Annotated in this window: 22 protein-coding genes and 1 riboswitch; of the genes, 14 read left to right on the top strand and 8 right to left on the bottom strand. The window is 71.6% G+C overall.

What is annotated here, in order from left to right:
- Positions 1 to 188: 188 nt before the first annotated feature.
- The 4 genes from AB0N81_RS12160 to AB0N81_RS12145 all read left to right on the top strand — a co-directional run bounded on the left by AB0N81_RS12160 (position 189) and on the right by AB0N81_RS12145 (position 4,012).
- Positions 189 to 797, top strand: a complete 609-nt coding sequence (locus AB0N81_RS12160; protein ID WP_365357679.1) for an HPP family protein — start codon at positions 189 to 191, stop codon at positions 795 to 797.
- A gap of 103 nt (positions 798 to 900) precedes the next feature.
- Entirely contained in the window at positions 901 to 1,488 is a 588-nt protein-coding gene (locus tag AB0N81_RS12155) for a carboxymuconolactone decarboxylase family protein (RefSeq protein ID WP_365357678.1), read from the top strand.
- The gene (locus AB0N81_RS12150) at positions 1,485 to 2,336 is read left to right on the top strand and encodes an RNA polymerase sigma-70 factor (protein WP_365357677.1); all 852 of its coding nucleotides are present in this window, start codon (positions 1,485 to 1,487) and stop codon (positions 2,334 to 2,336) included. Before AB0N81_RS12155 ends, AB0N81_RS12150 begins: the two co-directional genes overlap by 4 nt.
- Before the next feature lie 488 nt (positions 2,337 to 2,824).
- Positions 2,825 to 4,012 (top strand): alanine--tRNA ligase-related protein, encoded by a 1,188-nt coding sequence (locus AB0N81_RS12145; protein ID WP_365357676.1) that lies wholly within the window; start codon positions 2,825 to 2,827, stop codon positions 4,010 to 4,012.
- On the opposite strand, the gene AB0N81_RS12140 is transcribed toward AB0N81_RS12145, so the two are convergent.
- A complete protein-coding gene (locus tag AB0N81_RS12140) occupies positions 3,985 to 4,872 on the bottom strand; it encodes an SDR family oxidoreductase (protein WP_365357675.1) in 888 nt (295 codons plus the stop codon). The two genes, AB0N81_RS12145 and AB0N81_RS12140, sit on opposite strands and share 28 nt — an antisense overlap.
- A gap of 19 nt (positions 4,873 to 4,891) precedes the next feature.
- On the opposite strand from AB0N81_RS12140, the gene AB0N81_RS12135 reads away from it, so the two are divergent.
- Entirely contained in the window at positions 4,892 to 5,149 is a 258-nt protein-coding gene (locus AB0N81_RS12135) for a hypothetical protein (RefSeq protein WP_365357674.1), read from the top strand.
- Here the strand turns inward: AB0N81_RS12135 and AB0N81_RS12130 are convergent.
- The 3 genes from AB0N81_RS12130 to AB0N81_RS12120 all read right to left on the bottom strand — a co-directional run bounded on the left by AB0N81_RS12130 (position 5,133) and on the right by AB0N81_RS12120 (position 7,397).
- Positions 5,133 to 5,681 (bottom strand): TetR/AcrR family transcriptional regulator, encoded by a 549-nt coding sequence (locus AB0N81_RS12130; protein WP_365357836.1) that lies wholly within the window; start codon positions 5,679 to 5,681, stop codon positions 5,133 to 5,135. The two genes, AB0N81_RS12135 and AB0N81_RS12130, sit on opposite strands and share 17 nt — an antisense overlap.
- A 68-nt stretch (positions 5,682 to 5,749) precedes the next feature.
- The gene (locus AB0N81_RS12125) at positions 5,750 to 7,198 is read right to left on the bottom strand and encodes an amidase (protein ID WP_365357673.1); all 1,449 of its coding nucleotides are present in this window, start codon (positions 7,196 to 7,198) and stop codon (positions 5,750 to 5,752) included.
- The gene (locus AB0N81_RS12120) at positions 7,185 to 7,397 is read right to left on the bottom strand and encodes a hypothetical protein (RefSeq protein ID WP_365357672.1); all 213 of its coding nucleotides are present in this window, start codon (positions 7,395 to 7,397) and stop codon (positions 7,185 to 7,187) included. The genes AB0N81_RS12125 and AB0N81_RS12120 overlap by 14 nt, the downstream gene beginning before the upstream one ends.
- Positions 7,398 to 7,529: 132 nt before the next feature.
- On the opposite strand from AB0N81_RS12120, the gene AB0N81_RS12115 reads away from it, so the two are divergent.
- A complete protein-coding gene (locus tag AB0N81_RS12115) occupies positions 7,530 to 8,465 on the top strand; it encodes an MBL fold metallo-hydrolase (protein WP_365357671.1) in 936 nt (311 codons plus the stop codon).
- Between the two features lie 407 nt (positions 8,466 to 8,872).
- Positions 8,873 to 9,035, top strand: a riboswitch (cyclic di-AMP (ydaO/yuaA leader).
- A 4-nt stretch (positions 9,036 to 9,039) separates the two neighbouring features.
- Positions 9,040 to 9,774 carry a LysM peptidoglycan-binding domain-containing protein gene (locus AB0N81_RS12110; RefSeq protein ID WP_365357670.1) on the top strand — a complete coding sequence of 245 codons (735 nt, stop codon included), beginning with the start codon at positions 9,040 to 9,042 and terminating at the stop codon, positions 9,772 to 9,774.
- Here the strand turns inward: AB0N81_RS12110 and AB0N81_RS12105 are convergent.
- The 3 genes from AB0N81_RS12105 to AB0N81_RS12095 all read right to left on the bottom strand — a co-directional run bounded on the left by AB0N81_RS12105 (position 9,771) and on the right by AB0N81_RS12095 (position 13,127).
- On the bottom strand, positions 9,771 to 10,625 hold the full coding sequence (locus AB0N81_RS12105) for a hypothetical protein (RefSeq protein WP_365357669.1): 855 nt from the start codon (positions 10,623 to 10,625) through the stop codon (positions 9,771 to 9,773). The two genes, AB0N81_RS12110 and AB0N81_RS12105, sit on opposite strands and share 4 nt — an antisense overlap.
- A 141-nt stretch (positions 10,626 to 10,766) precedes the next feature.
- Positions 10,767 to 11,003 carry a hypothetical protein gene (locus tag AB0N81_RS12100; protein ID WP_365357668.1) on the bottom strand — a complete coding sequence of 79 codons (237 nt, stop codon included), beginning with the start codon at positions 11,001 to 11,003 and terminating at the stop codon, positions 10,767 to 10,769.
- Positions 11,004 to 11,045: 42 nt separating this feature from the next.
- A complete protein-coding gene (locus AB0N81_RS12095; protein WP_365357835.1) occupies positions 11,046 to 13,127 on the bottom strand; it encodes a BTAD domain-containing putative transcriptional regulator in 2,082 nt (693 codons plus the stop codon).
- 148 nt (positions 13,128 to 13,275) lie between these two features.
- On the opposite strand from AB0N81_RS12095, the gene AB0N81_RS12090 reads away from it, so the two are divergent.
- Together AB0N81_RS12090 and AB0N81_RS12085 are read left to right on the top strand one after the other, a co-directional pair.
- A complete protein-coding gene (locus AB0N81_RS12090) occupies positions 13,276 to 14,154 on the top strand; it encodes an alpha/beta hydrolase (protein WP_365357667.1) in 879 nt (292 codons plus the stop codon).
- Between the two features lie 100 nt (positions 14,155 to 14,254).
- Positions 14,255 to 16,912, top strand: coding sequence for a tetratricopeptide repeat protein (locus AB0N81_RS12085; RefSeq protein ID WP_365357666.1), 2,658 nt, complete (start codon positions 14,255 to 14,257; stop codon positions 16,910 to 16,912).
- A gap of 35 nt (positions 16,913 to 16,947) precedes the next feature.
- On the opposite strand, the gene AB0N81_RS12080 is transcribed toward AB0N81_RS12085, so the two are convergent.
- Complete coding sequence (locus tag AB0N81_RS12080) at positions 16,948 to 18,291, bottom strand: hypothetical protein (protein ID WP_365357665.1); 1,344 nt, start codon at positions 18,289 to 18,291, stop codon at positions 16,948 to 16,950.
- 416 nt (positions 18,292 to 18,707) lie between these two features.
- On the opposite strand from AB0N81_RS12080, the gene AB0N81_RS12075 reads away from it, so the two are divergent.
- The 5 genes from AB0N81_RS12075 to rox all read left to right on the top strand — a co-directional run bounded on the left by AB0N81_RS12075 (position 18,708) and on the right by rox (position 25,762).
- Positions 18,708 to 19,562, top strand: a complete 855-nt coding sequence (locus AB0N81_RS12075; RefSeq protein WP_365357834.1) for an alpha/beta hydrolase — start codon at positions 18,708 to 18,710, stop codon at positions 19,560 to 19,562.
- Between the two features lie 197 nt (positions 19,563 to 19,759).
- Positions 19,760 to 22,432: a LuxR C-terminal-related transcriptional regulator gene (locus AB0N81_RS12070; protein WP_365357664.1), complete on the top strand. Its 2,673-nt coding sequence runs from the start codon at positions 19,760 to 19,762 to the stop codon at positions 22,430 to 22,432.
- Positions 22,433 to 22,557: 125 nt separating this feature from the next.
- Positions 22,558 to 22,788, top strand: coding sequence for a hypothetical protein (locus AB0N81_RS12065; protein WP_365357663.1), 231 nt, complete (start codon positions 22,558 to 22,560; stop codon positions 22,786 to 22,788).
- Positions 22,781 to 24,016 carry a sigma-70 family RNA polymerase sigma factor gene (locus AB0N81_RS12060; RefSeq protein ID WP_365357662.1) on the top strand — a complete coding sequence of 412 codons (1,236 nt, stop codon included), beginning with the start codon at positions 22,781 to 22,783 and terminating at the stop codon, positions 24,014 to 24,016. Before AB0N81_RS12065 ends, AB0N81_RS12060 begins: the two co-directional genes overlap by 8 nt.
- Positions 24,017 to 24,313: 297 nt before the next feature.
- On the top strand, positions 24,314 to 25,762 hold the full coding sequence (rox, locus tag AB0N81_RS12055; RefSeq protein ID WP_365357833.1) for a rifampin monooxygenase: 1,449 nt from the start codon (positions 24,314 to 24,316) through the stop codon (positions 25,760 to 25,762).
- Positions 25,763 to 25,807: the final 45 nt, after the last annotated feature.

Below are 25,807 nucleotides of genomic sequence, written 5' to 3'. Positions count from 1 at the left end.
AACAAGACCCTGACCTGCAGTGACGAGACATCGCCTCTTAGAATTGCGGGCGAGTACGCGGATATCCCGACCCCGGACCGCCGCCGGTGCCCACGTCCCTGCCGACCGCGAGGGAAGCCGGGCCGTCTCCTGCCCACTGTCTCCGCCGTCCGGGTCTCCCGTCGGCCCAGCCCCGGAATCCCACTGTCTTGAGCACCGACGACGTCATCGACATGCCCGCTGTCGACATGCCCGCTCCTGCCCGATCCGCCGCACCCGCCGAGTCCCTCGCACCCGTCCCCTCCCCCCGGCGCTCCCGGATCCGCACGCGTCTCGCCGGTCGCGCGCCCGCGCCGCCCTCGCCCGGGGCCGCGCTGCACAACGTCAGCGTCGCCACCGCCGTCCTGCTGGCCTTGGTGGCCATCGGGTCCCTCATCCACGAGCCCGTCCTCATACCGCCGCTGGCCGCGTCCGCCGCGATCATTCACGGTGCGCCGAGGCTGCCGCTGGCGCAGCCGCGCAGCGTGATCGCCGGGCATCTGCTGTGCGCCGCCGTCGGATACGCGGTCGTCGCCGCTTCCGGCAGCTCACCGTGGGCGGCGGCGTTGGCCGCCGGGATCAGCCTGGCCGTGATGACTGTGGCCCGTACCCCGCACTCCCCCGCGTGTGCGACCGCCGTTGTCATCGTCCTCAACACACCGCGGCCCGCGACCTTCGTGCCTCTGCTCGCGGGTTCCGCCGCGCTGCTCGTCCTTGTGGGCTGGGCCGCCTCGTACGCCCGCCCGAGCGCTCCGCGCTACCCCGCCTACTGGTGGTGAGCACGCCCGGACAGCACTCCCACTTGGTGGGTGTGTCACACACGTGGGCCGGTCGGTGTCTTCATGGCGAACAAGCAGACGCACAAGGAGGACTTAGGACACCATGGCGCTACGTATGACGAAGGCCGAACTCCCCGCCGAGCTCAGCGAGAACATGATCAAGCAGTTCGGTGCCGTCCCCGAGCCCGTCGAGGTGGTGTGGCACAACCCCGCGGCCGGTGCGGACACCTTGGAGTTCGGCGGCAAGGTGGGCGCGTGGGACACGGCCGACGCAAGCCTCAAGACGTTCGCACACATGGCAGTCGCGGCCCAGGTCGGCTGCAGCTGGTGCCTCGACGTCAACTACTTCCACGCGCAGAATCAGGACCTCGACCTGACCAAGGCGAGTCAGGTGCCGCGCTGGAGGGAGTCGGACGTGTTCACGCCGCTGGAGCGGGACGTCCTGGAGTACGCGGAGGCCATGACGAACACGCCGACGACCGTCACCGACGAACTGCACGCGAGCCTGCTCGACCGGCTCGGCGCGGCGGCGCTGGTCGAACTCACCGCGTTCATCGCCTTCACCAACATGTCGACGAGGAACAACACCGCACACGGGATCACGTCGCAGGGCTTCTCCGACTCCTGCGAGATTCCGTTGGCCGGCCGCCCGGACGTCGCTGAGCGGTCCGGCGCGGCGTCGACGGTATGAACGCGGATCCGTTCGTCGCCCACCGCAGCCTGCTGTTCACGGTCGCCTACGAGATGCTCGGCTCGGCGGCCGACGCGGAGGACGTGCTGCAGGACTCCTGGCTGCGGTGGGCCGACGTCGACCAGGCGCAGGTGAGCGACCCGCGCGCGTACCTCGTCAGGGTCGTCACACGGCAAGCGCTCAACCGCATGCGCACGTTGTCGCGCCGCCGCGAGGACTATGTGGGCGAGTGGCTGCCGGAGCCGTTGCTGACAAGTCCCGATGTCGCCGAGGACGTCGAACTCGCGGAGAGCGTCTCCATCGCGATGCTCACCGTCCTCGAAACGCTCGGGCCGACGGAGCGTGCGGTGTTCGTGCTCCGCGAGGTGTTCGACATGCCGTACGGCGAGATCGCCGAGGCCGTCGGCAAGTCCGCGGCGGCCGTGCGGCAGACCGCTCGTCGGGCGCGCGAGCATGTGGCGGCCCGGCGGCCGCGGGTGGAGGTGAGCAGGTCCGAGCAGCAGGCCGTGGTGGAGCGGTTCCTGGCCGCGCTGCGCACCGGCAGGGTGCAGGAGCTGTTGGAGGTCATGGCTCCGGACGTGGTCCTGATCGCCGACGGCGGCGGCATCGCCAACGCCGTCCGCGTTCCCGTCCGCGGAGCCGAGCTGGTCGCGAACGCGCTCGCCCGTCCCGACCGGGTGGTGTCGACCGTGATACTCAACGGAGCGCCCGCCGGCCGGACGGAGGTCGACGGCCGGGTGGCCGCGGTGAGCTTCGTGGTGGAGAACGGGCGGATCGTCCGGATCTACGCGATGGCGAACCCGCGGAAACTGACGCGTCTGGACGAGCCGGCCGAACTCACCAGGTAGGGCGCGCCCGCCACTCTTGTGCAGCGCGTGACGCGGCATGCGTGGTGTGGGGAGCGGTATGTGCGATGTGGGGAGCCGCATGTGTGGTGTGGGGTGCGTGGTCCAGGTGGTGTCGACTGCCTGGACCGCGCGCTCCGCGCAGCGCCCCGCCGTCGGACGCCTGGGGGGGGGAGAGTCGAACGCCTCGGTGGAAATTCGTGTGACCTCGCGGACCGAGCGCGTTATCGTCGGTCTCATGAACGTCACCGGCCTCAGCATCACCGCGACCGCGCGAGCGACCAGCTCGCCTGTTGCCGCCGCCTGACGTCCTTCCGTCCATTCCATCGGCGACCGGAAACGGCCCGCCGATGCACCCGCGGCTCCAGTCCCGGATCCAGATGCCCTCTTCAGCTCTGGTTTCAGCTCTGACGCTCTCGCCGCGACCCGCGTCTCCGCGCGGACCCGTTGTCCGGTGCCTCTTCCGCTCGTACACGCGAAGGAGCCACCTCATGAACACCGACGACGTAGTCCGCACGTTCGTCGACTATTTCGAGGACCGCGGCCACCGCCGGATCACCGGTTCGACGCTGCTGCCGCCGCCCGGGGACCCCGTGCTGTTCACCACCTCAGGCATGCACCCCCTCACCCCTTATCTGGAGGGGCGGCCCCACCCTCTCGGCCGCCGGCTCGTCAATGTGCAGCGCTGTCTGCGCACCACGGACCTCGACGAAGTCGGCGATCCCACGCATCTGACCGTCTTCGAGATGCTCGGCACCTGGTCGCTCGGCGACTACGAAGGGCCGCAAAGTCTCCGCTGGGGGTATGAGCTGTTCACTGAGGGCCTCGGCATCGATCCCCGCATGATGCACGCCACGGTCTTCGGCGGCGACGACCGGACCGGCCCCGACACCGCTGCCTTGGAAGTGTGGGAGGAACTCGGGATTCCGGTGGAACCGACCATCGAGGACAACTGGTGGTCCAACGGGCCCACCGGCCCGTGCGGTCCCGATTCCGAGTTCTTCCTGTGGACCGGCGACACCCCGCCGCGGTCGACGCCCACGCGCGACGACCGCTGGGTGGAGGTGTGGAACCACGTCACGATGCGCTACCGCAGGCTCGCCGACGGTTCGCTCGTGCCGCTCCCCCAGCGCAATGTCGACACGGGAATGGGACTGGAGCGGCTGGTCTCACGGCTCCAAGGCAAGTCCTCGGTGTTCGAGTGCGATGTCTTCGCCCCCTGGCGGCTGCTCGTGCCGGGACTGTGGCAGCTCGACGGGACGTCGCTGCGCATCGTCTGCGATCACCTGCGTTCGGCCGTGGTGGTGATCGGCGACGGCGTACGACCGGGCAACACCGGTCGCGGCTACGTCCTGCGCCGTCTGGTCCGGCGCCTGCTCACCGTCCTGTGGCGCGACGACCCGACGCGCGGGCTCGTCGATCTGCCGGGTGACCTCATCCAGCACACCCTGGACCACTTCCGTCAGGACATGGACGTCGCCGGCGTCCGCGCCGTCCTGCTCGACGAGGAACGCCGGTTCCGTCGGCTTCTGGAGCGCGGCCGGCGGCTCCTCGCCCAGCCCCGCTTCCAGGGGCCGCTCGACGAGGAGCACTTGCACTACCTCCACGACACGCACGGGCTGCCGCGCGACCTGGTCCTGAGCCTGCGTGATCAGTCAGGGAGCGAGCGAGAGCACTGACTCGGCGGCCCGGGTGTGAAGGCGACGGATTCAGCGAGATCCTTCTGGGTCTCGAGTGCGGCGAGACGTTCGGTGAGTGCCGCGTGGATCGCCCCATAGGTGTCGGAGCCGAGAGTCAGGCGCAGGGGCGGGCTCGGGTGGCGGGTGGTGTCGTAGATGGCGGCGGCGAGCTTGGCCGGGTCACCGGTGAAGACGCTCTCGTCCGCGGTTTCCAGGTAGTGCCGGGTCCGGCCGACGGCATTGTCGCGGTAGACAGTCGTTTCGGTGGTGTATTGCAGGGCCGAAGCGAAGCCGGTGCGGGTGGCTCCGGGCTCGACCAGGGTGAGGTGGATGTCGAAGTCGCGGACCTCGCGGCTGACGCTCTCGGTGAAGCCTTCCAGTCCCCACTTGCCCGCGTGATAGGAGCTGTGAGTGGGGACAGCGACCTGGCCGCCCACGCTGGAGATCTGGATGATCCGGCCACCGCCCTGCTCACGCATCGGCTGCAGGAAGGCACGGGTGATCACCATCGGCGCGAGCAGGAGGACCTCGATCTGGTCGCGAATCTGCTCGACGGTCATTTCCTCGGCGGCGCCCACCACCGCGTATCCCGCGTTGTTGACCACAATGTCCACCGGCCCGGACCGGAGGGTCCTGCCGACCACCTTGCCCACGTCGGCCGGCTGCGTGAGGTCGAGGATCTCGACCGTCAGCCGGTCGCCGTACGTCGCGCGCAGGTCGTCCAGAGCGGCCGGGCGGCGGACCGTCGCCGTGACGCGGTCGCCGTTCCGGAGGGCGTGCGCGGTGAGATGGCGGCCCAGCCCACCGGAGGCTCCGGTGACGAACCAGTGACGTGAGGCCTTGTCGGAGGGAGCGGGCATGGAAGTCTCCTGAAGTAGAGTGATACCGGAACCCATTCCGGTTAAAGCTAAGCGGAACTCCGACAGCCGCGCGCTCCTCACCGACGCCGTCGCCACCCTCCTCACGGCCGGCGCCCGAGACGGAAGCCTGCGAACGGACGTGACCCCGGACAATGTCCTGCTCCTCATGGGCGGCATCGCCTATTCCGTGCGGCACGGCACCAAAGAGCAGACCCGTCCGCTCGTCGACCTCTTCATGGACGCGCTGACGACGCGGGGGTTCAAGGACAGGCTCTGAGCACTCCGGTCACCAAGAGGCGCGCGTACGCGGCGTCGTGGCCGGTCGGCCTGAAGAGGATGCGGTACATCATCGGGGCGACGACGTGGTCCAGCACCGTCTCTACGTCGGGGCCGGTCTCGCCGCGGTCGGCCGCGCGGGCGAGGATGACGTCGACCTGCTCGGCCGCGTAGGCCGAGCACTGGCCCGCGTTGCTGCCGTCCGGGTCGCCGAGCAGGGCGTCGCGAATGTAGGCGCGGCCCGCCGGGGAGGACATCTCGTCGAGGAACTGCTCCGCCCAGGCCTGGAGATCGGATCGCAGGTCCCCGTGGTCCTCCGGCGGCGCCTCGGGCCGCAGGCGTTCGACCGCCACGTCCGACAGGAGAGCCTGAAGGTCACCCCAGCGACGGTAGACCGTCGAGGGGGTGACTTCGGCACGGGCTGCGATCAGCGGAACCGTCAACGCGTCGCGGCCCACCTCGGCCGCGAGTTCGCGCACGGCGGTGTGCACCGCTTCCTGTACTCGGGCGCTGCGCCCGCCGGGGCGCGCCATCGGTCTACGACTCACGACATCACCTTAGAACGAAGCCGTCGGGCGCCTGCGCCCACGCCCGCCGAACCTCAGAGGGCGAGGGCCGCCGGGGTGAACGGATGGGCGGGGGCTGTCTGCTCGTAGGCGTGCCCGACCCGTAGGACCACAGCCTCGGCGAGAGGACGGCCCATCAGTTGCATGCCGATGGGCAGGCCCGCGCGGTCGTGGCCGACCGGTACGGACAGCGCCGGTACGCCGGTGATGTCGGCGGGGGCCGACAGACGTACATAGGCGTCGGAGACGCTCTCCGTCGTGCCGTCGGGCCACGTGATGGTCTCCTGGTCCGAGCGCACCGCGGTCGCGGGAACCGTCGGGGCGGCGATCACGTCGACCTCGTCCAGCATGTCCAACCAGGCCTGCCGCATGAGCGTGCGGGCCCGTTGGGCGCGCAGATAGTCGCCGGCGGGCATGAGTGCGCCGGCTTCCAGGAGGATCCTGATGTCGGCTCCGTACCGTTCGGGGGCCGATCGCAGGGTCTGCTCGTGATAGGCGGTGGCCTCCGGGACCATCAGGCCCCACTGGGTGGCCTGGACATAGCGGGTCATCGGGATCTCGACGTCGACGAGAGTCGCGCCGAGGGCTTCCAGGTGGGCGACGGCGGTCCGCACCGCGGTCTCGACCTCGGGGTCGACGTGGTCGAAGTAGTAGTTGCGGGGGACGCCGACCCGTAGCCCCGTCAGGTCCGCGCCGGGAGAGGGCCGGTAGTCCGCGGGAGGCAGGGACAGGCTGGCGGGGTCGCGCGGGTCGTGTCCCGCGAGGACGGACATCACCAGCGCCGCGTCCTCGACGGTACGGGTCAGGGGGCCGACGTGGTCCAGTGACCAGGACAGGGACGTGACGCCGTGCCGGGGAACGAGGCCGTACGTGGGCTTGAGGCCGACGACACCGTTCAACGCGGCAGGCACGCGGATCGATCCGCCCGTGTCGGTCCCCAGGGCGAAGGTCGCCGCGCCTGCCGCCACGGCGACGGCCGACCCTCCGCTGGAGCCGCCGGCCACCCGGTCCGCGTCCCAGGCGTTGTTGGTCTGCGGCGTCGTCAGTCCGTAGGCGAACTCGTGCGTGTGGGTCTTGCCCACCAGGGCGGTGCCGGCCGCGGCCAGGCGCGCCGCGACGGTGCTGTCGGTGTCCGCCCGATGGTCCGCCCGGACCCGGGAGCTGGCCGTGGTCGCCACACCGGCGACGTCGATCAGGTCCTTCAGCGCCACGGGGATCCCGCGCAGCGGGCCTCTCGCGTCTCCGGCTCCGGCTCTGACACCGGCACCGGCACCGGCACCGCGTCGGATGTCACGTTCGGCTTCGTGCGCCGCCTTGCGCGCCGCCTCGCGGGCCCGCTCCGCGGTCACCGTGACATAGGCCTGGAGGCGGGGCTCCGTCTGCTCGATCCGGTCCAGCACGGAGTCCACGAGCTCTACGGGTGAGAGGCGCCGTGCCTCCATCTCGGCCGCGGCGGCGGTGACGGACAGCTCATACGGCTGCATGGCGGCCCTCCTCTCCGGTGCGGTGGGCGGTGGGCGGGGTGTCGGCGAAGTCCAGTTCCCGCAGGACGGCGACAACGGAGTGGATGTGATCGGCCGTGGCCGCGACCGCCTGGTGGCGGTCACTTCCCAGCGGAAGCCCGGAGCGCGCGGCCCATCGGGCGGCCTCCAGCGGTGAGAGTCGTTCGGCGGTGGTGGGCATGGCGATGCCTTTCCTTGTCGTGCGGAGCAGCAGACGACTAAAAGCTAAGCGTTTGCGTTAGGACGACCGTAGGCCCTACGCTCACTTAACGCAAACGCTTAGCTTTTAAATCGGATGAAGGAAGGACCAGACATGCCGACCTCGACCGCCCACCAGGCCAGGCCGTCCGTCACGACCCCCTACTGGACCGTTGGCGACATCGCCGTACACCGCATCGACGAGATTCCCCTGCCACCCTCGACCGGCCCCTGGCTCCTGCCCGACGCCACGGCCGACGTGATTGCACAGCAGCCCTGGCTGCGCCCCGAATTCGCCGACGACGAGGGCGTCCTGCACCTCGACAGCCACAGCTTCGCGTTCACCTTGGGCACCCTGCGGGTGCTGGTCGACACCGGTATCGGCAACGGCAAGACGCGGGCCAACCCGGCATGGCACGACCTTCGCACCGACTACCTGCGGCGCCTGACCGACGCCGGCTTCCCACCGGAATCGGTCGACCTGGTCGTCCTGACCCATCTGCACACGGACCACGTCGGCTGGAACACCCGGGAGATGGAGGGCACTTGGGCCCCGACCTTCCCCAACGCCCGCTACCTCACCTCCCGGACCGAGTGGGACTTCTGGGCCGGGTACGACATGGACGAACCGCGGCGGCAGATGTTCCGCGACTCCGTGCACCCGATCGCGGACGCCGGACTGCTCGACCTCGTCGACGTCCCGGACGGCGGCGTCGACGTCGCCCCCGGCCTACGCCTCACGCCCACGCCCGGTCACACTCCGGGCCACATCGCCGTACAGGTGAGCAGCCGCGGAGAAACAGCGCTTATATCCGGCGACTTGGTCCACCACCCTGTCCAACTCCCCCACCCGCACATCGGCAGTTGCGTCGACATCGACCCGGAACAGGCCGAAGTGTCGCGCCGAAACCTGTTCGCCTCTCTCGCCGATACCGAAACCCTTATTCTGGGCACCCACTTCCCCGAGCCGACCGCCGGCCGCGTGATATCCCACGGCGATTCCTACCGACTGACACCCGTTCCGCCGAAGCGCCACCCTCTTTCCGAGTGATGACGCCGACGCGGAGTCGAGGCAAACCGATATTGACGGGGCGACAGGTTTTCGGTGCCGGATCGCCCCACTCCCACATTCCTCGACTGAGCAGCCATTCCTCAACTGAGCAGTCATCAGGCATCCATATGTCCATATTTGCGCAGAACGCAACCATCTAGACCTTTGGCTGCGTGTGCGGGACTTTCGCCCTCCTTGCGGAGTGCGCAAGTGAAATGAGTCACGCCATAGCCTCCCTCCCCACCGAGCATCGAGCGCGCTTCCGTTCCACGCAAAGAGAGTTGGGCTATTCGATCAAAGAGGGCCGCGCATTCTCCATTCGAATTCGCGCCTTGTTCCGTCCGGGCTTTCTCGCTTAACGTCAATGTCAATCCGGACGGAACGCCGAATCCTGCCGCTGTCCGGAAACTCTCCCACCACCCACTCACTTACGCACGGCAGGAGCGGGGGACCCAGGTAAGCCGCCGATCCGGATTCCGGAACGGCTCGGGGTGAAGTCACGCCCACCGTGTGACCGGACAGCTCCCGTCCGAACCCGACAGCTCACCTCGCAGGCGACGGAGAGGAATTCGTCATGCCCGCAAAGGGAAAGCACCGCCGTCCCAAGTCCAGCCCGCTCTCCCGGAGCGTCGCCGCCGCGGGCACGGGCGGAGCCGTGCTCGTTCTCCCGGTGCTCGGCGCGACCTCCGCCGGTGCGGCGGAGCCCGTCGCGGCCGCCAAGCCCGCCGCGGCCCCGAAGACCTACGTCGTCGTCGCGGGCGACTCCCTCGCCAAGATCGCCCAGGACCACTCCGTGAGCGGCGGCTGGCAGAAGCTGTACGAGGTCAACCGCGGCGCCCTCGGCAACGACCCGAAGCTGATCCACCCCGGCCTCGAGCTCACCCTTGGTGAGCAGGCCCCGGCCGAGAAGCCGGCCGCCGAGCGGGCGGACCGGTCCGAGCGCACGGCCGCCGCCGAGCCCGCCGCTGCCACGGCGCCGAAGTCCTACGCCGACAACCTCGACGGCTGGATCAAGGAGTCGCTCGACATCATGGCCGAGCGCGGCATCCCCGGCACGTACGAGGGCATCCACCGCAACATCATGCGCGAGTCCTCCGGCAACCCGCTGGCCATCAACAACTGGGACTCCAACGCCGCGGCCGGCATCCCCTCGAAGGGGCTCCTCCAGGTCATCGGCCCCACGTTCTCCGCCTACCACGTGCCCGGCACGTCGACGGACAGCTTCGACCCGGTCGCCAACATCACCGCCGCCTGCAACTACGCGGCCGACCGGTACGGCTCGATCGACAACGTGAACGGTCCGTACTAGACCGTCTCCGGTCCCGTCACCGGGGTCGCCCCCGCGTCGTACGGGAGGGTGGAGAGTACGTCGGCGTAGCCCCGTTCCAGGGCCTGCCGCTGCCGTGCGGTGTGCGGGCCCGCGGGGCGCGCGGCCAAGCGCGCCATCCGTTCCTCGTGTGCCTCGGTGATCTGGTCGGCGGTCCTCCGCCAGTCGGCGTCGTCCGGTACGCGGGCCAGTTCCACACAGTCCGGCTGTACGCCCTCCGCCAGCGCCGCCGCAGCCCTGTCGTGGCCGTCGAGGAGCAGCCAGCCGTCCAAGAAGGACACCCACCACAGCAGGACCGGGGCGAGGGTCTTCTCGCGGACGTATTTACGGTAGGCCTTCACCCGTGGGGCGTCCGGCGCCGGGAGCGGGCGCAGCGGCAGGACTCCGTGCCAGCCGCCCCCGCAGAGCAGCTCGAGGGTCGCGTCGGGCCAGTCGCGGACGAGGTCGCAGCTCCAGATGCCCGGAGCGAAGGCCGTGCGCGTGGTCAGGCGCCAGCGGCCGTGGTGGAGCGGACTGGGGCTCTCCTCTGCCAGCAGCCATCGCGCGTACCGGTGAGGCCAGTCGGTGCCGGCGCGCATCGCCGCGGCGGTCAGGGGCGGCAGCGGGGAGCGGTGGCCCGGCAGGCGGCGGAGGTGGAGGTCGCGGCAGCAGCCGTCGCCCTCCGACCGGGCCTGGATCAGCGGCTGTTCGCCCTGGAGGAGGTTCCACCCGCGGTCCGCAGCCCCCTCGAAGCGCAGTGGGGGCAGGCCCCGGTCGCCGTCCGGGACGGCGAGGACGAGTCCTCCCCCGGGCAGTGGTTCACGCGTCGCGCTGATCATGGGATCGCTGATCATGGGCTCAGTGTCGGCACGAAGGCTCTTTTCGGCAAGAAAGCACCTGACGCTCCGCTCCGGTGCCTCGGCCGTCGGCGCGCGCATCGCCCTCCCGCCCCTCCTCGCCGTCGCGCCGGGCGGGCGCGCCACCTCACGTCGGCGTCAGCCTGAGCTGCCACTCCGTCGACGCTCCCGCCAACGCAGCCCTGCTCGTTGCCCCTTGCCGTTCAGCCGTTCGCTGACCCAGGAGAGCATTAGAGCCAGCGGGGCGGCCACCAACCCGATCAGCAGGGCGGGGCCCCAGTCCATCCCGTCGCGCCGGAAGCGGAAGAGGAGCACGCAGAACGCGTACATCAGCAACAGGGCCAACGCGGTCTTCAGCGGCTTGGACAGATTCATGGGACGCCGAGTACCCCTGTTGTGACGGGTCATGACGCCTTGTCACCAGTCGAGCGCGTCCGTGATGCGGGCGAGCCAGCGGTCCACGGGGCCGGTGGTGAGTACGCCGCTGCCGGCACCGGCCACCTGCCCCGCGGCGGGCAGCAGGCGTGACCGGACCCTCGCGAGTGTGCTCCGGTCGTCCGATCGCAGGGCCGCCTCGGCCTCCACGCAGCAGAGTGCCTCGTACAGCAGGTCCGGGGGCGGTTCGGGCAAGGCGCGCAGTGCCGCGTGTGCCTGGTCGTGGCGGCCGGTCTCCGCGAGGGCGAGCGCTTCGGCCCAGGGGCGGTACGGGCCCCAGTCCGCGTTCAGGTCGACGTGGGGCGGCAGGAGCTGTGCCAGGCGCAGGGACACCAGTGCCAGCGGCAGGAGGCCCGTGCGCATGCCCGGCATGCCGGCGCCGTCCAGGCTCGCGGCGGCGGCGCGAGACGCGGACTCGGCCCGTTCCATCTCGCCCGACGCGGCCAGGCGCAGGGCGTCGTACCACTGCGTGAAGACGCCCACCAGCGGCAGTTCGTGCCGCTGGGAGAGCCGTGTCGCGGCGGCGGCGTGCGCGTCGGCGGCCGAGAAGTCGTCGAGTGCGGCGCGGGCTTGCAGACGGATGAGGTGGCCGAGCACTGCGAAGGTGACCAGGCCGTGCCGGGCGGAGAGCCCGACGAGTTCCGCGCCGATGGTGTCGCGCCGCGGGGCCAGGCCCGCGCGGGTGAAGGACTGCATGAACGTGCCGTTGAGCGCGAACGCGAGCAGCGCCGGGTCGTCGAGGTGGCGCGCGAGCCGCTCCGCTTCGCGTGCGGCATCGGGTCCGCGCGGTGTTCCGGCGCCGCGCGTCTCCACCGCGACGGTGGCGAGCAGGCGGCAGCGTGTCGCGTCGGACGCGTCGTCCGGCAGCCTCGCGAGGGTCCGTTCGGCGGCCGCGACGATCTGCCGGGCGAGCTCCGGGTCGTCGCCACGCGTCCAGATCGCGGGGACGTCGAACGCGCCGATCACACGGGCCGTCAGTTCCGTGTCGCCGTACTCCTCGGCCGCCTCGACGGCCGCCATGCGGTGGCTCCGGGCCGCCTCCAGGCCACCGGCTCCGGTCACGGCGAGGCTGCGGATGAGGCCGACCGTCGACTCCAGGCGGGCGCGGGCCCCGGCTCGGACGGTGCGGTCGTACGATGCGGCCGCCTCGCTCCAGAGCCGGGACGCCGTAGCGGACGGGCCGGAGCGGGCAGACGGTGCGAAGGGAACGGACAGGGCGGAGAAAGCAGACAGGGCGGAAGAAGCGGACAGGGCGGAGGGAGCGGGCGGGTCCAGGGTCGCGTCCTGCGCGAGGATGTCCGCCTCCAGGCGGCGCAGCCCCGGTCCGGGGTCGAGCCCCAGCTCCTCGGCCAGCGTGGCGCGGGCCCGGCGCAGCGTCGCGAGGGCGTCGCCCTGCCGTCCGGTCCGGTACAGCGCGAGGGCCAGCAGCCGCCAGGCGTCCTCTCGCCACGGGTGGCGGGCCACGTGCGCGTCGAGGTCGGGCACGGCGTCGGCGGCCCGGCCCAGTGCGAGTGATGCCTCGGCGCGTCGCTCGACGGCCAGTGCGCGCAGTTCGGCGAGCCGGGAACGTTCGGTGCGGGCCCAGTCCTCGTCCGCGTACTCGACGTAGGCGGGGCCCCGCCACAGGGTCAGTGCCTGGTCGAGGCGGTGCAGCGCGTCCGGTGGCGGCAGGTGTCCGGCCTCGGCCACGGCCGTCTCGAAGCGCCAGGCGTCCACCGCGTCCGGCCCGGCCCGCAGCACGTAACCGGGGCCCTCGGTCACGAGCAGCCGGGCGGGGGCCCGGCGCGGACGGTCGGGTTCCAGGACCTTGCGCAGCGCGGCGACGAAGGTCCGTACCGTCCCCAGGGCTCGTTCCGGTGGGTCTTCCCACAGGTCGTCGATGAGGCGCGTGACGGGCACGACGTGGCGGCGGGCCACGATCAGGCGAGCCAGGACGGCTCGCTGGCGCGGCCCCTGGAGGGCGAGCGGCTCGTCCGCGCGCCAGGCGGCCACCGGCCCGAGCACCCCGAATTCGACGCGCTCCGCTCCTGGCGCCGTTTCCGTCCTCGTCCCCGTCCCCGTCATGTCCGACACGTGCGGACCACCGCGCTCTCTCCGTACTGACCACTACTGACCACTACTGATCGCTACTGATCACTTGCTGATTCACCGGCGGGAGGCTGAAGTCGTCCGCCGCCCGGCGGGCTCGCCCCATCTTCCCGGAGAGCACACCATGACACCGACCGTCCCCGGCTTCGATCACCACCACGTCAACGTCGCCGACGGCGTACGCCTCCACGTGGCCGTCGGCGGCTCCGGCAGCCCCGTCGTGCTGCTGCACGGCTTCCCGCAGACGCACCTGATGTGGCGGCACGTCGCCACCGACCTCGCGAAAGAGCACACCGTGATCTGCCCGGACCTGCGCGGGTACGGCGCCAGCGACAAACCGGCCGACGTCGACGGAGCCACGTACTCCAAGCGCACGATGGCGGCCGACGTGGTCGCGCTCGCCCGTGCCCTCGGCCACGACCGGTTCGCCCTGGCCGGGCACGACCGCGGCGCCCTGGTCGCCCTGCGCGCCGCGCTCGACCACCCGCATGCGGTCACGCACTTCTTGTCCCTTGATGTACTGCCGACCCTGGACATGTGGGACGTCATGCGCGGCACGACGGCCGCCGTGGGCTTCCACCTGTACCTGATGGCCCAGCCGCCGGGCCTGCCGGAGCAGTTGATCGGCGCCGCCCCGGACGCGTTCTTCGGTCACTTCCTCGACATCTGGACGCGCGACGCGGCGGCGATCCCCGCCGACGTACGCACCGCCTACCTCGACGCGTCCCGCGAGGCCGTGCCGTCCATCGTCGCCGACTACCGCGCCTCCGCCCACATCGACGTCGAGCACGACCGGGCGGACCGTGACGCGGGCAACCGCCTCGTCATGCCGGTGTCCGTGCTCCAGCAGGACTGGGGCAAGGCCCTCGGCTTCGACGCCGCCGCCCTGTGGCGCGCCTGGGCCCCCGACCTGGACCACCGCACCGTCTCCTGCGGCCACTTCATGGCGGAGGAGGACCCCGCGGTGGTCAGCGGGGCGCTGCGCGATCTGCTGGGCCGATGAATACCACGCCGGACATCAACGCCCGGCCCCATTACGGGAGTTGACGAGCCCGGCAGCCGACGCTCCGACATGCTGGGAGCCGGGCGCGGAGGAGGCCGGAATGGCTGAGGAACCGGTGTCGCGGCAAGAGCTGATCCGGCGACGGCGCGGCGGTGGTTTCGTGGGGCGGCGGCGTGAGCTGGCGGTGTTCCGGGAAAACCTGGCTCGGGCCCCGGGGGCCGACACCTATCAGTTCCTCTTCCACATCCACGGTCTCGCCGGCGTCGGCAAGTCGACGCTGACGCGGCGGTGGGAGGAGGTGGCGCGGGAAGCGGGCGCGGCCACCGCTGTCGTCGGCGACGACGTCCAGAGCGCGGTGGAGGTGATGGAGGCGATCAGCGGCCAGTTGGGACGCCAGGGCTGCGCGCTGAAGTCGTTCGACAAGCACCTGGTCGTCTACCGGCAGAAGCGCCACGAAGCCGATGCCGCCCTGGCCGTCCGTGGGGCGGGCGACAACGAAGGCGGTCCGGTTGCGCCCGGAGGGCCCGGGTCGTCTGCGCGGCGGGCCGAGCCCTCCTCCTCCAGCGTGCTCGTGGCGCAGGCCGGAGTGGCCGGTCTCGGACTGGTGCCGGGGGTCGGCGCTTTCAGCGGCGCGGTCCGTCCGGAACAGATGGCCGCAGGTCTCGATCGGGCGCGTGCGACGCTCGGCGCCCTGCTGCGCAGCCACGACGACGTGCGGTTGGTGCTGTCACCGCTCAAGGTGCTCACGCCGCGGTTCCTGACGGATCTTGCCGAGGTGGCCGGACGCCGGCCGCAGGTGGTGCTGTTCTTCGACACCTACGAGCGCACGGCGTCGTTGCTCGACGTCTGGCTGCGGGACATGCTGATCGCCGAGGCGTACGGCACGGTGCCGCTGAACGTCCAAGCGGTGCTGTCCGGGCAGGGCGCGCTGAACCCCGCCTGCTGGGGCGACAGCCTCGACCTGGTCACCGAGGTCGCGTTGGAGCCGTTCGCCGAGGACGAGGCCCGCGCGCTGCTCGCGGCGCGCGCGGTGACGGACGAGCGCGTGGTGCAGGTGATCCTGCGCCTGTCCGGGCGGCTGCCGGTGCTGCTTGACGCTCTCGCGAGGAGTCGCCCGCAGGACGTGGACGCGGTGGGCGACCCGTCCGACACGGCCGTCGACCGATTCCTCAAGTGGGAGACGGACCCGGTCCGCCGCGACACGATTCTCGCCTGCGCCTTGCCGCGCCGCGTTGACGAGGACATCTGCCGGGCCATCGCGCCGGCCTCCGAGGCGGACGGCCTTCGGTGGCTGCGCGCGCTCCCCTTCCTCACCGACCAGGCGGGGCAGTACCGCTACCACGACGTCATCCGCGCCCCGATGCTGCGCGTCCAGCGCTCCCGTTCCCCCGCTCGCTGGTGCCGGGACCACGCCCACCTCGCGTCGGTCTTCGGCGCCTGGCGCCGTGACCGTGAGGAAGGCCGGTCCGCCGACGAGTTCTGGGACGACGCCGGCTGGCGGGAGCACCGGCTCGACGAGACGTATCACCTTCTCTGCGCGAGGGGCCGCTCCGCGCTGCCCGATGCCCTGCACGACGCGGTGCGTGCCTGCGGGCACAGCGTCGAGTCCCTGCGCCGCTGGGCCCGGCTGTTCGTCCAGGCCGGGCAGGACACCGACAACACCGCCACCGACGACCTGATCCTGGTAGGCAGCCGCCTCCTGGAATGCACCGGTCAAGCCGCTCCCAGCGGGAGGAGCGGCGTGTCCGCACTGGCGGTCCTGTTGAGCACACCGGGACTCGGGACGGACGGCCGGGCCCTCGCCTACGCCCTGCGTGGCCGCCGACACCTGCTCGACGGCCGGTACGACCTGGCGATCGCCGACTACGACGCCGCCCTGGCGCTGGAACCGAATCTTGCCCGCGCCCACACAGGCCGGGGCCGCACGCACCAGATGATGCGCCTCTACGAGCAGGCCCTGACGGACTACGACCACGCCGTCCGCCTCGATCCGCACGTCCCGAGGCATCTCATTCACCGCATCTCCGCCTACTACAACCTGCGCCGCTACGAGGAAGCCCTCGCGGACGCCGACCGCGTTCTCGGCCTTGATCCGCACGACTCCGCGGCGATGATGTACCGCGGCATGATCCGTCACCGCATGCACCGTCACGAGCAGGCACTCGAGGACCTCACCCACGCCATCACCGTCGATTCGGGATACGCGTGGGCATATGCCGTGCGCGGCGACGTCCGTCACACCCTGGGCCACGACGAGGACGCCCTCGCGGATCTCGACCGCTCCCTCACCCTGGATCCTCACTCCCCCTGGCCACACTGCTGGCGCGCAGAGGTCTACCGTGCTCTGGGCCGTTACGAGGAGGCCCTGGCCGACTTCGACAAGGCCGTCGAACTCGGGCCCGCCTGCGGCTGGTTCCCGTACCAGAGTGCTCTGACCATGAGACTGACCGGCTCCCGCGACGAGGCCGACCGCTGGCAGCGTGCCCTCGACATCTATGAGGCACAGGGAGTGGCCGGCCCCGGCGGCACGGACCTCGGGCGCAGCAATCTGCTCGTGGTGCTGTGCGCGCTCCCCGACTGGGCACGTGCCGAGGAGCAGTTGCACCGCTTCCTGTCGCACGCCCCCTCACGGCATCAGATCGCGGAAGCCCTGGAGGACTTGGCGGACCTGGCGGACCTGCAACGGGCCGTAGGGGGCGAGGCGGGCCGTCTGGCGGTGGTCGTCGGCCGGCTCCGCGGCGCGCTGGGTCCGGTGTGAGGAGGCGGTGCTTCGCACACGGGGACGGCCGGGCGTCAGCGCAGGTGGCGTAGGAAGACGTCGGTCGTGGCGTTCGTGTCGTCGGGGACGAGGTTTCCGGCCGGGGAGTCGAACACCACCGTGCCGCCGTCTTCGCTGACGCCGGTCCGTGGGCCCGGCTTCGTGTCCTCGGACACCGGCTCGCTCTCGACGCTGACGAGGCGCACCTCCCCGGTCAGCATGTCGCGCAGGAAGACGTCCGCGCTGCTGTCGTCGCCGTCGGCTGTGAGGTTGGAGGCGGCGGAGGTGAACGCGGCGTAGCGCCCGTCGCGGCTCAGTGAGACGTCGCCGCTGTTCTGGTCGGCCGGTGTGCCGTCCTGGGCGGCGCTGACCAGCCGCATGCGTTTCGTCTCGCGGTCGTAGAGGAAGACGTTGTGCGGGCTGGTCGGGGCCGGTCCTTCGGGCCGGAGCACCCGGGAGGCCGAGGTGAACGCCACGTAGCGGGCGTCGCCGCTGAGGGCGGCGTCCCAGGACGGGGTCTTGCGGTTGTAGGCGTGCGGGACGGAGACGAGTTCGGTCGTGTTCTTCTCACGGTCGCGCAGGAAGACGTCCGTCGCCAAGGCGTGGTCCTCGACGTCGGTCAGGCCGGAGGCGTTGGAGGTGAAGGCGAGGTACCGGCCGCCGGAGTCGCCCGCGAACGCGGGGGCGAACGCGTCGCCTTCGCCGTGCCGGCCGTCGTCGGTGAGCTGTGCCAGCTCCGTGGTCTTCTTCTTGCGGTCGTAGAGGAAGACGTCGTCCCGCTTGTTGGTGTCCCCCGCGACGAGGTCCTCCGCACCGGACGCGTACGCGATGTAGCGGCCGTCTCCGCTGACCGCGGGGTCGTACGTCAGGTGGGTGCGCAGCCCGTCGTAGGACGCGCCGGTGGGGCTGATCCGCTGGGTCCTGCCGGTGTCCCGGTCGTGCAGGAAGACGTCGTCCAGGTCGTTGGGGTCGTCGCGTACGAGATCGTCGGCCGTGGAGGTGAAGACCACGTACCGGCCGTCGGGGCTGAGCGAGACCTCCCGTACGACGCCGTGGCTCGCCTTTCCGTTGCTCTTGACGCTGACGCGTTCCGTCGTGCCGGTGCGCAGGTCCCGGACGAAGGCGTCGGGCGTGCCGTTGGTGTCGTTCGCGACCAGGTTCCGGGAAGCGGAGACGAACGCGACGTAGCGGCCGTCGGCGCTGAGGGCGGGGCTCGTGGAAGCGGCGTTGCCCTGGGCACCCTGCGGGCCGACGCTCACCCGCTCGGTGCGCGGCGCGGCGGTGTGGGCCGCGGACGCGCCCGCGGGCGACAGCACGGTCACGGCGCAGAGGGCGGTGAGCGCGGCGCCGGCTGCCGTCACGCGCTGGTGAACGGTCATCGGTTTCTCCTTCGCGGGGCGGGCGTGGACGCTGCGCAGGCCGAGCGAACACCGTGGGGCTTCGGAGGTCAATGCGTCGCGTGGCCCGACCGGTGCGGATGCGCCGGTTGCATCAGCGGAGCAGGGCGGTTCGACGGACTTTTGTGCCGTACTCCTACGGAATGGGCAACCATCGGTGCTGATCGGCGGGCCGCGTACCCGTGGGTTCCGGGTGCACGACACCGGTGATTTCGCCGATGTCGGCACGCGGTCGGCGGCGCCACGGTGAGACCGCCAACGAACGAACACGGCGGCCTTCAACGGGAACCGGAGCGCACTCGTCTCCGCCGGCCTCCCGCCCCCAGCCGGCCGCCACGACCGAGAGGACCCCCTCCGTGCAACTGCACGCCTTCTCCCGCCCCGTGGTACGGGCCTGTCTGGCCGCCGCACTCGCCACCGCCGGTCTCCTCGGCACCGGCCTCGCACCCGGCGCCCAGGCCGCCGCGGACAATCCGTACGAACGCGGTCCCGCACCGACCGTCTCCAGCATCGAGGCCACGCGCGGCCATTACGCCGTCTCGCAGACCGACGTCTCCTCGCTCGGCGTGTCCGGTTTCGGCGGCGGCACCATCTACTACCCGACGTCGACCGCCGACGGCACGTTCGGCGCGGTCGTCATCTCGCCGGGCTTCACCGCCTATCAGTCGAGCATCGCCTGGCTCGGGCCGCGCCTCGCCTCCCAGGGCTTCGTGGTCTTCACGATCGACACCAACACCACCCTCGACCAGCCCGACAGCCGGGGCCGTCAACTCCTCGCCGCGCTGGACTACTTGACGAAGTCGAGCTCGGTGCGCGGCCGGGTCGACGCGTCCCGGCTCGGCGTGATGGGTCACTCGATGGGCGGCGGCGGCAGTCTGGAGGCGGCCAAGAGCCGCACCTCGCTGAAGGCCGCGATTCCGCTGACCGGCTGGAACACCGACAAGACCTGGCCCGAGCTGCGGACCCCGACGCTGGTCGTGGGCGCGGACGGTGACTCCGTGGCTCCCGTATCCAGTCACTCCGAACCGTTCTACGAGTCGCTGCCGGGCTCTCTGGACAAGGCGTACCTGGAGCTCAACAACGCCACCCACTTCACACCGAACTCGTCCAACACGACGATCGCGAAGTACAGCGTCTCCTGGCTGAAGCGGTTCATCGACGACGACACCCGCTACGAGCAGTTCCTCTGCCCGCTGCCGAGGCCGAGCCTCACGATCGAGGAGTACCGGGGCAACTGCCCGCACTCCGGCTGACCTTGACCGGCCATCACCTGCGGTACGTGACGTCGTCCGCCCCACCGGCTCCCGGTGCGGCGGACGACGTGCCTCTCCCCCGCTCCGGCACCCTCGATTGTGCACGCGCACATCCGGACGGGGGCGCGGCTGGTGGCGTGCCCAGCGCGGCGGACCCGGGGCTTCCGGGCGGTGTTACGCGGAAGTAACGTGCGGGCGTGACCCTTTCCACGTCCGTATCCAGCGCGCTCAGGGCCCCCGAGCTCCACGGTCGCCGCGAGGAAGTGGCCGCCGTGGAATCCCTGGTGGAAGGCGTACGAGCCGGTCGAGGCGGTGTGCTCGTCCTGACCGCGCCGCCCGGTCTCGGCCGTACCGCCCTGGTGGAGTACGCGCGGGCGATCTGCGACCCGATCCCGTCCGTTCAGCCGATCCCGTCCGTTCAGCCGATCCCGTCGGCACAACCGGTTCCCTCGGCACAAACGGTTCCCTCGGTACAGCCGGCTCTGTCCGTACAGTCGGCCGCACCGGAGCCCGCGCCGACGGCGTTCGAATGGGAGGGGCCTCGGCTGGTCTGCGTCGATGACGCGCACCGTTGGGACCCCGTCGCGCGGGCCGCCCTCGCGGCGCAGCTGCACCGACTGCCCTCCGCCGGCCCCGTGGGCGTACTCCTCACTCTCACCGAACACCGAGAGGGCGCGGGCGAGTTCACCGGGTTGCCGACCCTGCGCCTGGGACCGCTGGAAGACAGTGCGGCCGCCGCCCTGCTCGACCGGATCACCCGGGGCGCCGTCGACCCGGTCGTCGGAGCCTGGCTGATCCGCGAGGCCGTGGGCAACCCCCGGCTGCTCACCGCGCTCGTCACGGCCCTCACCCCCGACCAGCTGGCCGGACGCACCCGGCTGCCCGACCCCCTCCCCGGCGGGCAGGACGTCCTCGACGACTACGCGGCCACGACCCGAGTCGACGAACTGCCCAGCGCCGCTCGCACCCTGCTGCTGCTCGCCGCGGCGGCCGGGGAACACGAACCCGACGGGGCGGGCGCGGACCTCGCCCTGGTGCTGCGGGCCGGCGGCGACTCCTCGGGGCTCGCGGCAGCCGAGGCCGCCGGTGCCGTCGTCGGAGCGGGCGGCAGGCTCCACTTCACCCACCCGCTGCTGCGCCGAGCGGTGCTGCGCCGCGCCTCGCCGGCCGACCGAAGAGCCGCACACACGCGCCTCGCCGACGCCTGCCGGGACCGCCTCTCCCGCCTGGTCCAACTCGCCTGCGGCGCCGGGGACCACGATGCGCGGCTCGCCGGCCGCCTCGCCGCGGAGGCGACCGCGGACCGGCCGCACGCCGAGCGATCCGCCGCTCTGGCCCGCGCCGCCGAACTCACCGCCGACACGGAGTCGCGCACCGACCGGCTCGCCGAAGCGGCGGAAGCGGCCCGGCTGGCCGGAGATCCGGTACGAGCCCGTGCCCTGCTGGCACGCACCGAAGCCGTCCCCGCCCACGGCGGCGTCCACCGGGTGCGCGGCCTGCTCGCCCTCGCCGACGGACCGGCCGACGACGCCAGGGAGTCCCTGCTCACCGCCGCCGCGCTGCTCCCGCCCGACCGGGCCCGCGACGCGCTGATCGGTGCGGCGGAAGCGGCCTGGGCGATGGGCGACGCCACCGCCTATCGGGAGGCGCTGACGCGATGGCCCGTTTGCGCCGACGACCCGGTCCTGGAGGCGTACCGCGCCGGAATGTGCGCGGTCCTCGCGGGCCGCATCACCGAGGGCCACGGACTGCTGCGCCGCTGCCTGGACGCGCTGCCCGGCACGAACGAACCGGGCGCACTGATGCGCGCCGGGGTCGCCGCCCTGGTCGTCGGCGAGGTCGAGACCGCCTGCGAGGCCGGGGGCAGAGCGCTCGCGGCCGTACGGGCCTACGGCCCCGAAGTCCTTCTCCCACGCGCCCTGGAGCGCCTGGCCTACGGAGAGCTGCGCGCGGGCCGCCACACCGCCGCACGGGCACACGCCCTCGAAGGTCTCAGGGCCGCGCACCGCCTCGCGCAGCCCAATGCCGCGGTCTCCCTGCACGCCGTCCTCGCGCTCGCCGCGTCCATGGAGGGCGACGCCGAAGCCTGTGCCATGCACGCGGCCGCCGCGGCGGCGGGTGCGGGCCCGCACGGGCTCGTGCAGGCCGCCACCCTCGCCGTCTGGGCCGTCGCCCGCACGGATCTGTCGGCGGGGCGCCCGGCCGACGCGGCGGCGCGGCTCGCCCCGCTGGTGGCCCCGGGACCACGACGCGGCCACTTCGCCGTCAGGATGCTGGCCGTCCCCTGCTTCGTGGAGGCGGCCGTCCAGGCCGGGCGGACGGCGGAGGCCCGGTACGCCACAGCGGAGTTCACACGCTGGACCGAGGCCACGGCCGACCCGCTCGCACCGGCCCAACTGGCCCGCTGCCAGGCCCTGTTGGCACCGCCGCAGCAGGCTGCCGCGACCTACGAGAGGGCGCTCGCGCATCACGACCGGCTGCCGGGCGAGTTCGAGCGGGGTCGTACGCTGCTGCTGTACGGCCAGTGGCTGCGCCGCAGACGCCGCACCCGCGAGGCACGCGGCCCGCTGCGTGACGCGCTGGTCGCCTTCGAGCGGTGCGGGGCGCGGGCGTGGGCGGACCGCAGTCGCGGTGAACTGCGCGCCGCCGGCGAGGCGGTGGCGGGCGAGCCTGGGCCTGGACCGCTGGCGGCACTGACTCCTCAGCAGCAGCGCATCGCCCGGCACGTGGCGGAGGGCGCCACCAATCGGGAGGTGGCGGTGCGTCTCTCGGTGAGCCACCGCACCGTCGACCACCACCTGCGCAATGTGTTCGCCGCGCTGGGTGTACGTTCCCGCGTCGAGCTGTCGCGGTTGCTCACCGGGCGGTGACCGCCTCCCGAAAAAATCCCGGGACGGGTGTCATCAGAACGCCGGGCTCGCGGCTCTTCAGGGTGATCGGCCGCCGCTCGGTACCGGAGCGCTCAATGGCCGCACACTGAAGGAGAGGTTGGGCCGTGGAGCTCTTTGGCATTGTGGCGGTGGTGGTCCTGCTGCTGGTCCCGAGCCTGAAGAAGCTGCTGGACAGCGTGGCGTACCGCAACCGGGCCCGGGGCAGGGCCGAGATCATCCGCGCCGAGCGCGGCACCGGCGCCCCGCCACAGGTGACACAGGTGTCGCAGGTTCCGCGGGTGACGCGGGGCGTGCGGAAGAAGACGAAGCGGGGGGAGGAGCAGGCGGGTGGTTGAGCCGGAGGCGGTGACCGCCGAGTCGCTGGGCAGGGTGTTCGTGGAGTTCCGGGGCGAGATGACGGGGAAGGCGGCCCAACTGCTGCGGGACGCCGGCGTTCCGGCGTCGGTGGCGGACGCGGACGACATCGTCAGCAGTGCTCTCGCCACGGCACTGCGGGACCCGGGGGCCGTACGGCAGCCGCGCGCGTACCTGTACAAACTGATCCGCACCGAGGTCGTGCACCTCGCGGCACGCTGCGCGGAGCACCGCCGCCTGGACGAGAAGCACGCCGCCGACCCGCTGTGCCGCCCCGCGCCGGTGGTCGCCGACTTCAGCGCGCTGGTCGACAACCGCGAAGCGGTGCACCGGGCGGTACGGGAACTGTCGGTGCCGCAGCGCACCGCGGTGTGGGCGACCCACGCCCTGGACCACACCCGCAACGAGACGGCCGTCCTCATGGGGAAGCACCCCGGCACCGTGGCCCAGCACAGCAGACGCGCCCTGGCACTCTTGCGCGCGAGCATCGCCGCCGTGGTCGTGGGCGTCCTGACCGTCCTCGGTTTCGCGGCGGGAGGCGGGCTCGAACACACCACACCCGCCGACGACCCGGGCGGCGAAGCGACGCTGCCGCCGGGCCAGTGGTGGTCCCAGAACTGGACCGTCACGGTGGTCACGACGGTCGCGGGCATCGTCGGAGCCGTCGTGCTGTGGGGCCTGCGGCGCGGTGACCGTGACCTGGCGCGGCGGCTCGCCGCGGCCTCGGACACCTGGTCGCAGTGGGTCGGCAGGCGGGGGCGCGCACCGAGGCTGCGTGAAAGCGCCGCCGGGTGGGCGCCCCTGGCGACGGTGTTGTGCACCACGTGCCACCGGCGGATGGACGTCACAGGGCTGACGCCGGACGAGCACAACGCTCTGCTGCATCGGCAGGCGGAGCAAACGGCGCAGGCATCGCAGGCGGGCCACACCGAGCCGGCCTGCGTGCTCTGCGGCCGCAGCTCCTCAAAAGCGCCGCTCGAGGCCGCCCACATCGTCCCCGTCCACGGCGAGTCGTCCATGTTGCACGCGCGCATCCAGCGGGTGGGCCGGGGCCGCACGAGGCAGGTGACGCCGCCGGAAGGGCCTCTGCCCACCGTGACCTATCTCCCGTCCGCGGACGGCCCGTCGCACGCTCCGTGGGCGGATCCGACGGCCCGCTTCAGGCTGCGGGACGCCCTGGCCGAGCCGGTCGGCGAACGTCTGCCTTAACGCGACGCGGGGCCGGGTCGGGGGCGGGTCGGGGGCGGGTCGGGGGCCGGGAAAGGGTTGGCCGAGGAGATGCTCGGGCTTGTAGCGTGGAGTGGACCGTGACACCGCTTGAGGAGGTGAGACCCATGAACGCTGTGCGATGTGGGTGCTCCCCCCTTTTCCCGTCACGGCCGGGCGATTGACGTAGGTGTCGCCGGGAGCGCCTCGCCAACAAGGCTCTCCTGAAAGGCAACACCTATGCGCTTGAACTCTCCGCGATCCGCCGCCGAGCCGTCGTCGGCCCCCGGCGCCGATCGCATGCCCCTCGAATACGACGTGATCATTGCCGGGTGTGGGCCGACCGGCGCGATGCTGGCCGCCGAACTGCGTCTGCACGATGTGCGGGTACTCGTTCTGGAGCGGGAGACCCAGCCCGTATCGTTCGTCCGCATCGTCGGTCTGCACATCCGCAGTCTCGAACTGATGGCCATGCGCGGGCTGCTGGATCGCCTCCTCGAACACGGCAGACGGCGTCCGGCCGCCGGTTTCTTCGCCGCCATCGCCAAACCCGTGCCCAGCCTGGATTCCGCGCACGCCTATCTGCTCGGCATTCCGCAGCCGGTCGTCGTTCGCCTCCTCGAAGAGCACGCGATCGCACTGGGTGCGCAGGTCCGGCACGGTTGTGCGGTGGCCGGTCTCAAGCAGGACGACGAGGGTGTGACCGTCGAGCTGGCCGACGGTGAACAGCTGCGCTCGCGCTATCTCGTCGGCTGTGACGGCGGGCGCAGTACGGTGCGCAAGCTGCTCGGCGTCGGCTTCCCCGGTGAACCCTCGCGCACCGAGACGCTGATGGGTGAGATGGAAGTGGGGGTGTCGCAGGAGGAGATCGCCGCCAAGACGGCCGCGGTCCAAGAGACTCACGGGAGCCGCTGGACCCATCAGCGGTTCTGGCTCCGGCCGTTCGGTGAAGGGGCCTACAGCGTCGTGGTCCCCGCCGCGAACGTCAGCGACCGGACGGAACCTCCCACTCTCGAGGATTTCAGGCAACAGCTGCGCGCCGTCGCCGGAACGGATTTCGGCGTGCACTCCCCGCGCTGGTTGTCCCGCTTCGGGGACGCCACCCGGCTTGCCGACCGTTATCGGGTCGGGCGCGTGCTGCTGGCCGGCGATGCGGCACACATCCATCCGCCCACCGGCGGGCAAGGCCTCAACCTGGGCGTTCAGGACGCGTTCAACCTCGGCTGGAAACTGGCCGCACAGGTCCGTGGATGGGCGCCGGAAACCCTCCTTGACACCTATCAGGCCGAACGCCACCCGGTCGCCGAGGACGTGCTCGACAACACCCGCGCGCAGATGGAACTGCTGTCCGCCGAACCGGGCCCGCAGGCCGTGCGCAGGCTGCTCACGGAACTGATGGACTTCGACGAGGTGAACCGCTACCTGATCGAGAAGATCACCGCGACCGGCATCCGCTACGACTTCGGCGAAGGGCACCACCTGCTCGGTCGCCGCCTGCGCGACATCGACGTGAAGCAGGGCCACCTCTACGGCCTGCTGCACCGCGGCCGCGGCCTGCTCCTCGACCGCACCGAACGCCTGACCGTCGGCGGCTGGTCGGACCGGGTCGAGCACCTCGCGGATCCCACCGCGGAACTGGATGCTCCGTGCGTCCTGCTACGCCCCGACGGCCACGTCGCCTGGATCGGTGACGAGCAACAGGACCTGGACGAGCACCTCGCCCGCTGGTTCGGCAGGCCCACCGGCTGATGGGCGGGGGCCCGGTGTTCGTGCAGCCGTACGGCCGCGTACGCC

Source organism: Streptomyces sp. NPDC093510, assembly GCF_040683555.1.
Taxonomy (GTDB): domain Bacteria; phylum Actinomycetota; class Actinomycetes; order Streptomycetales; family Streptomycetaceae; genus Streptomyces.
This window is presented reverse-complemented; position numbering and strand designations above follow the sequence as displayed.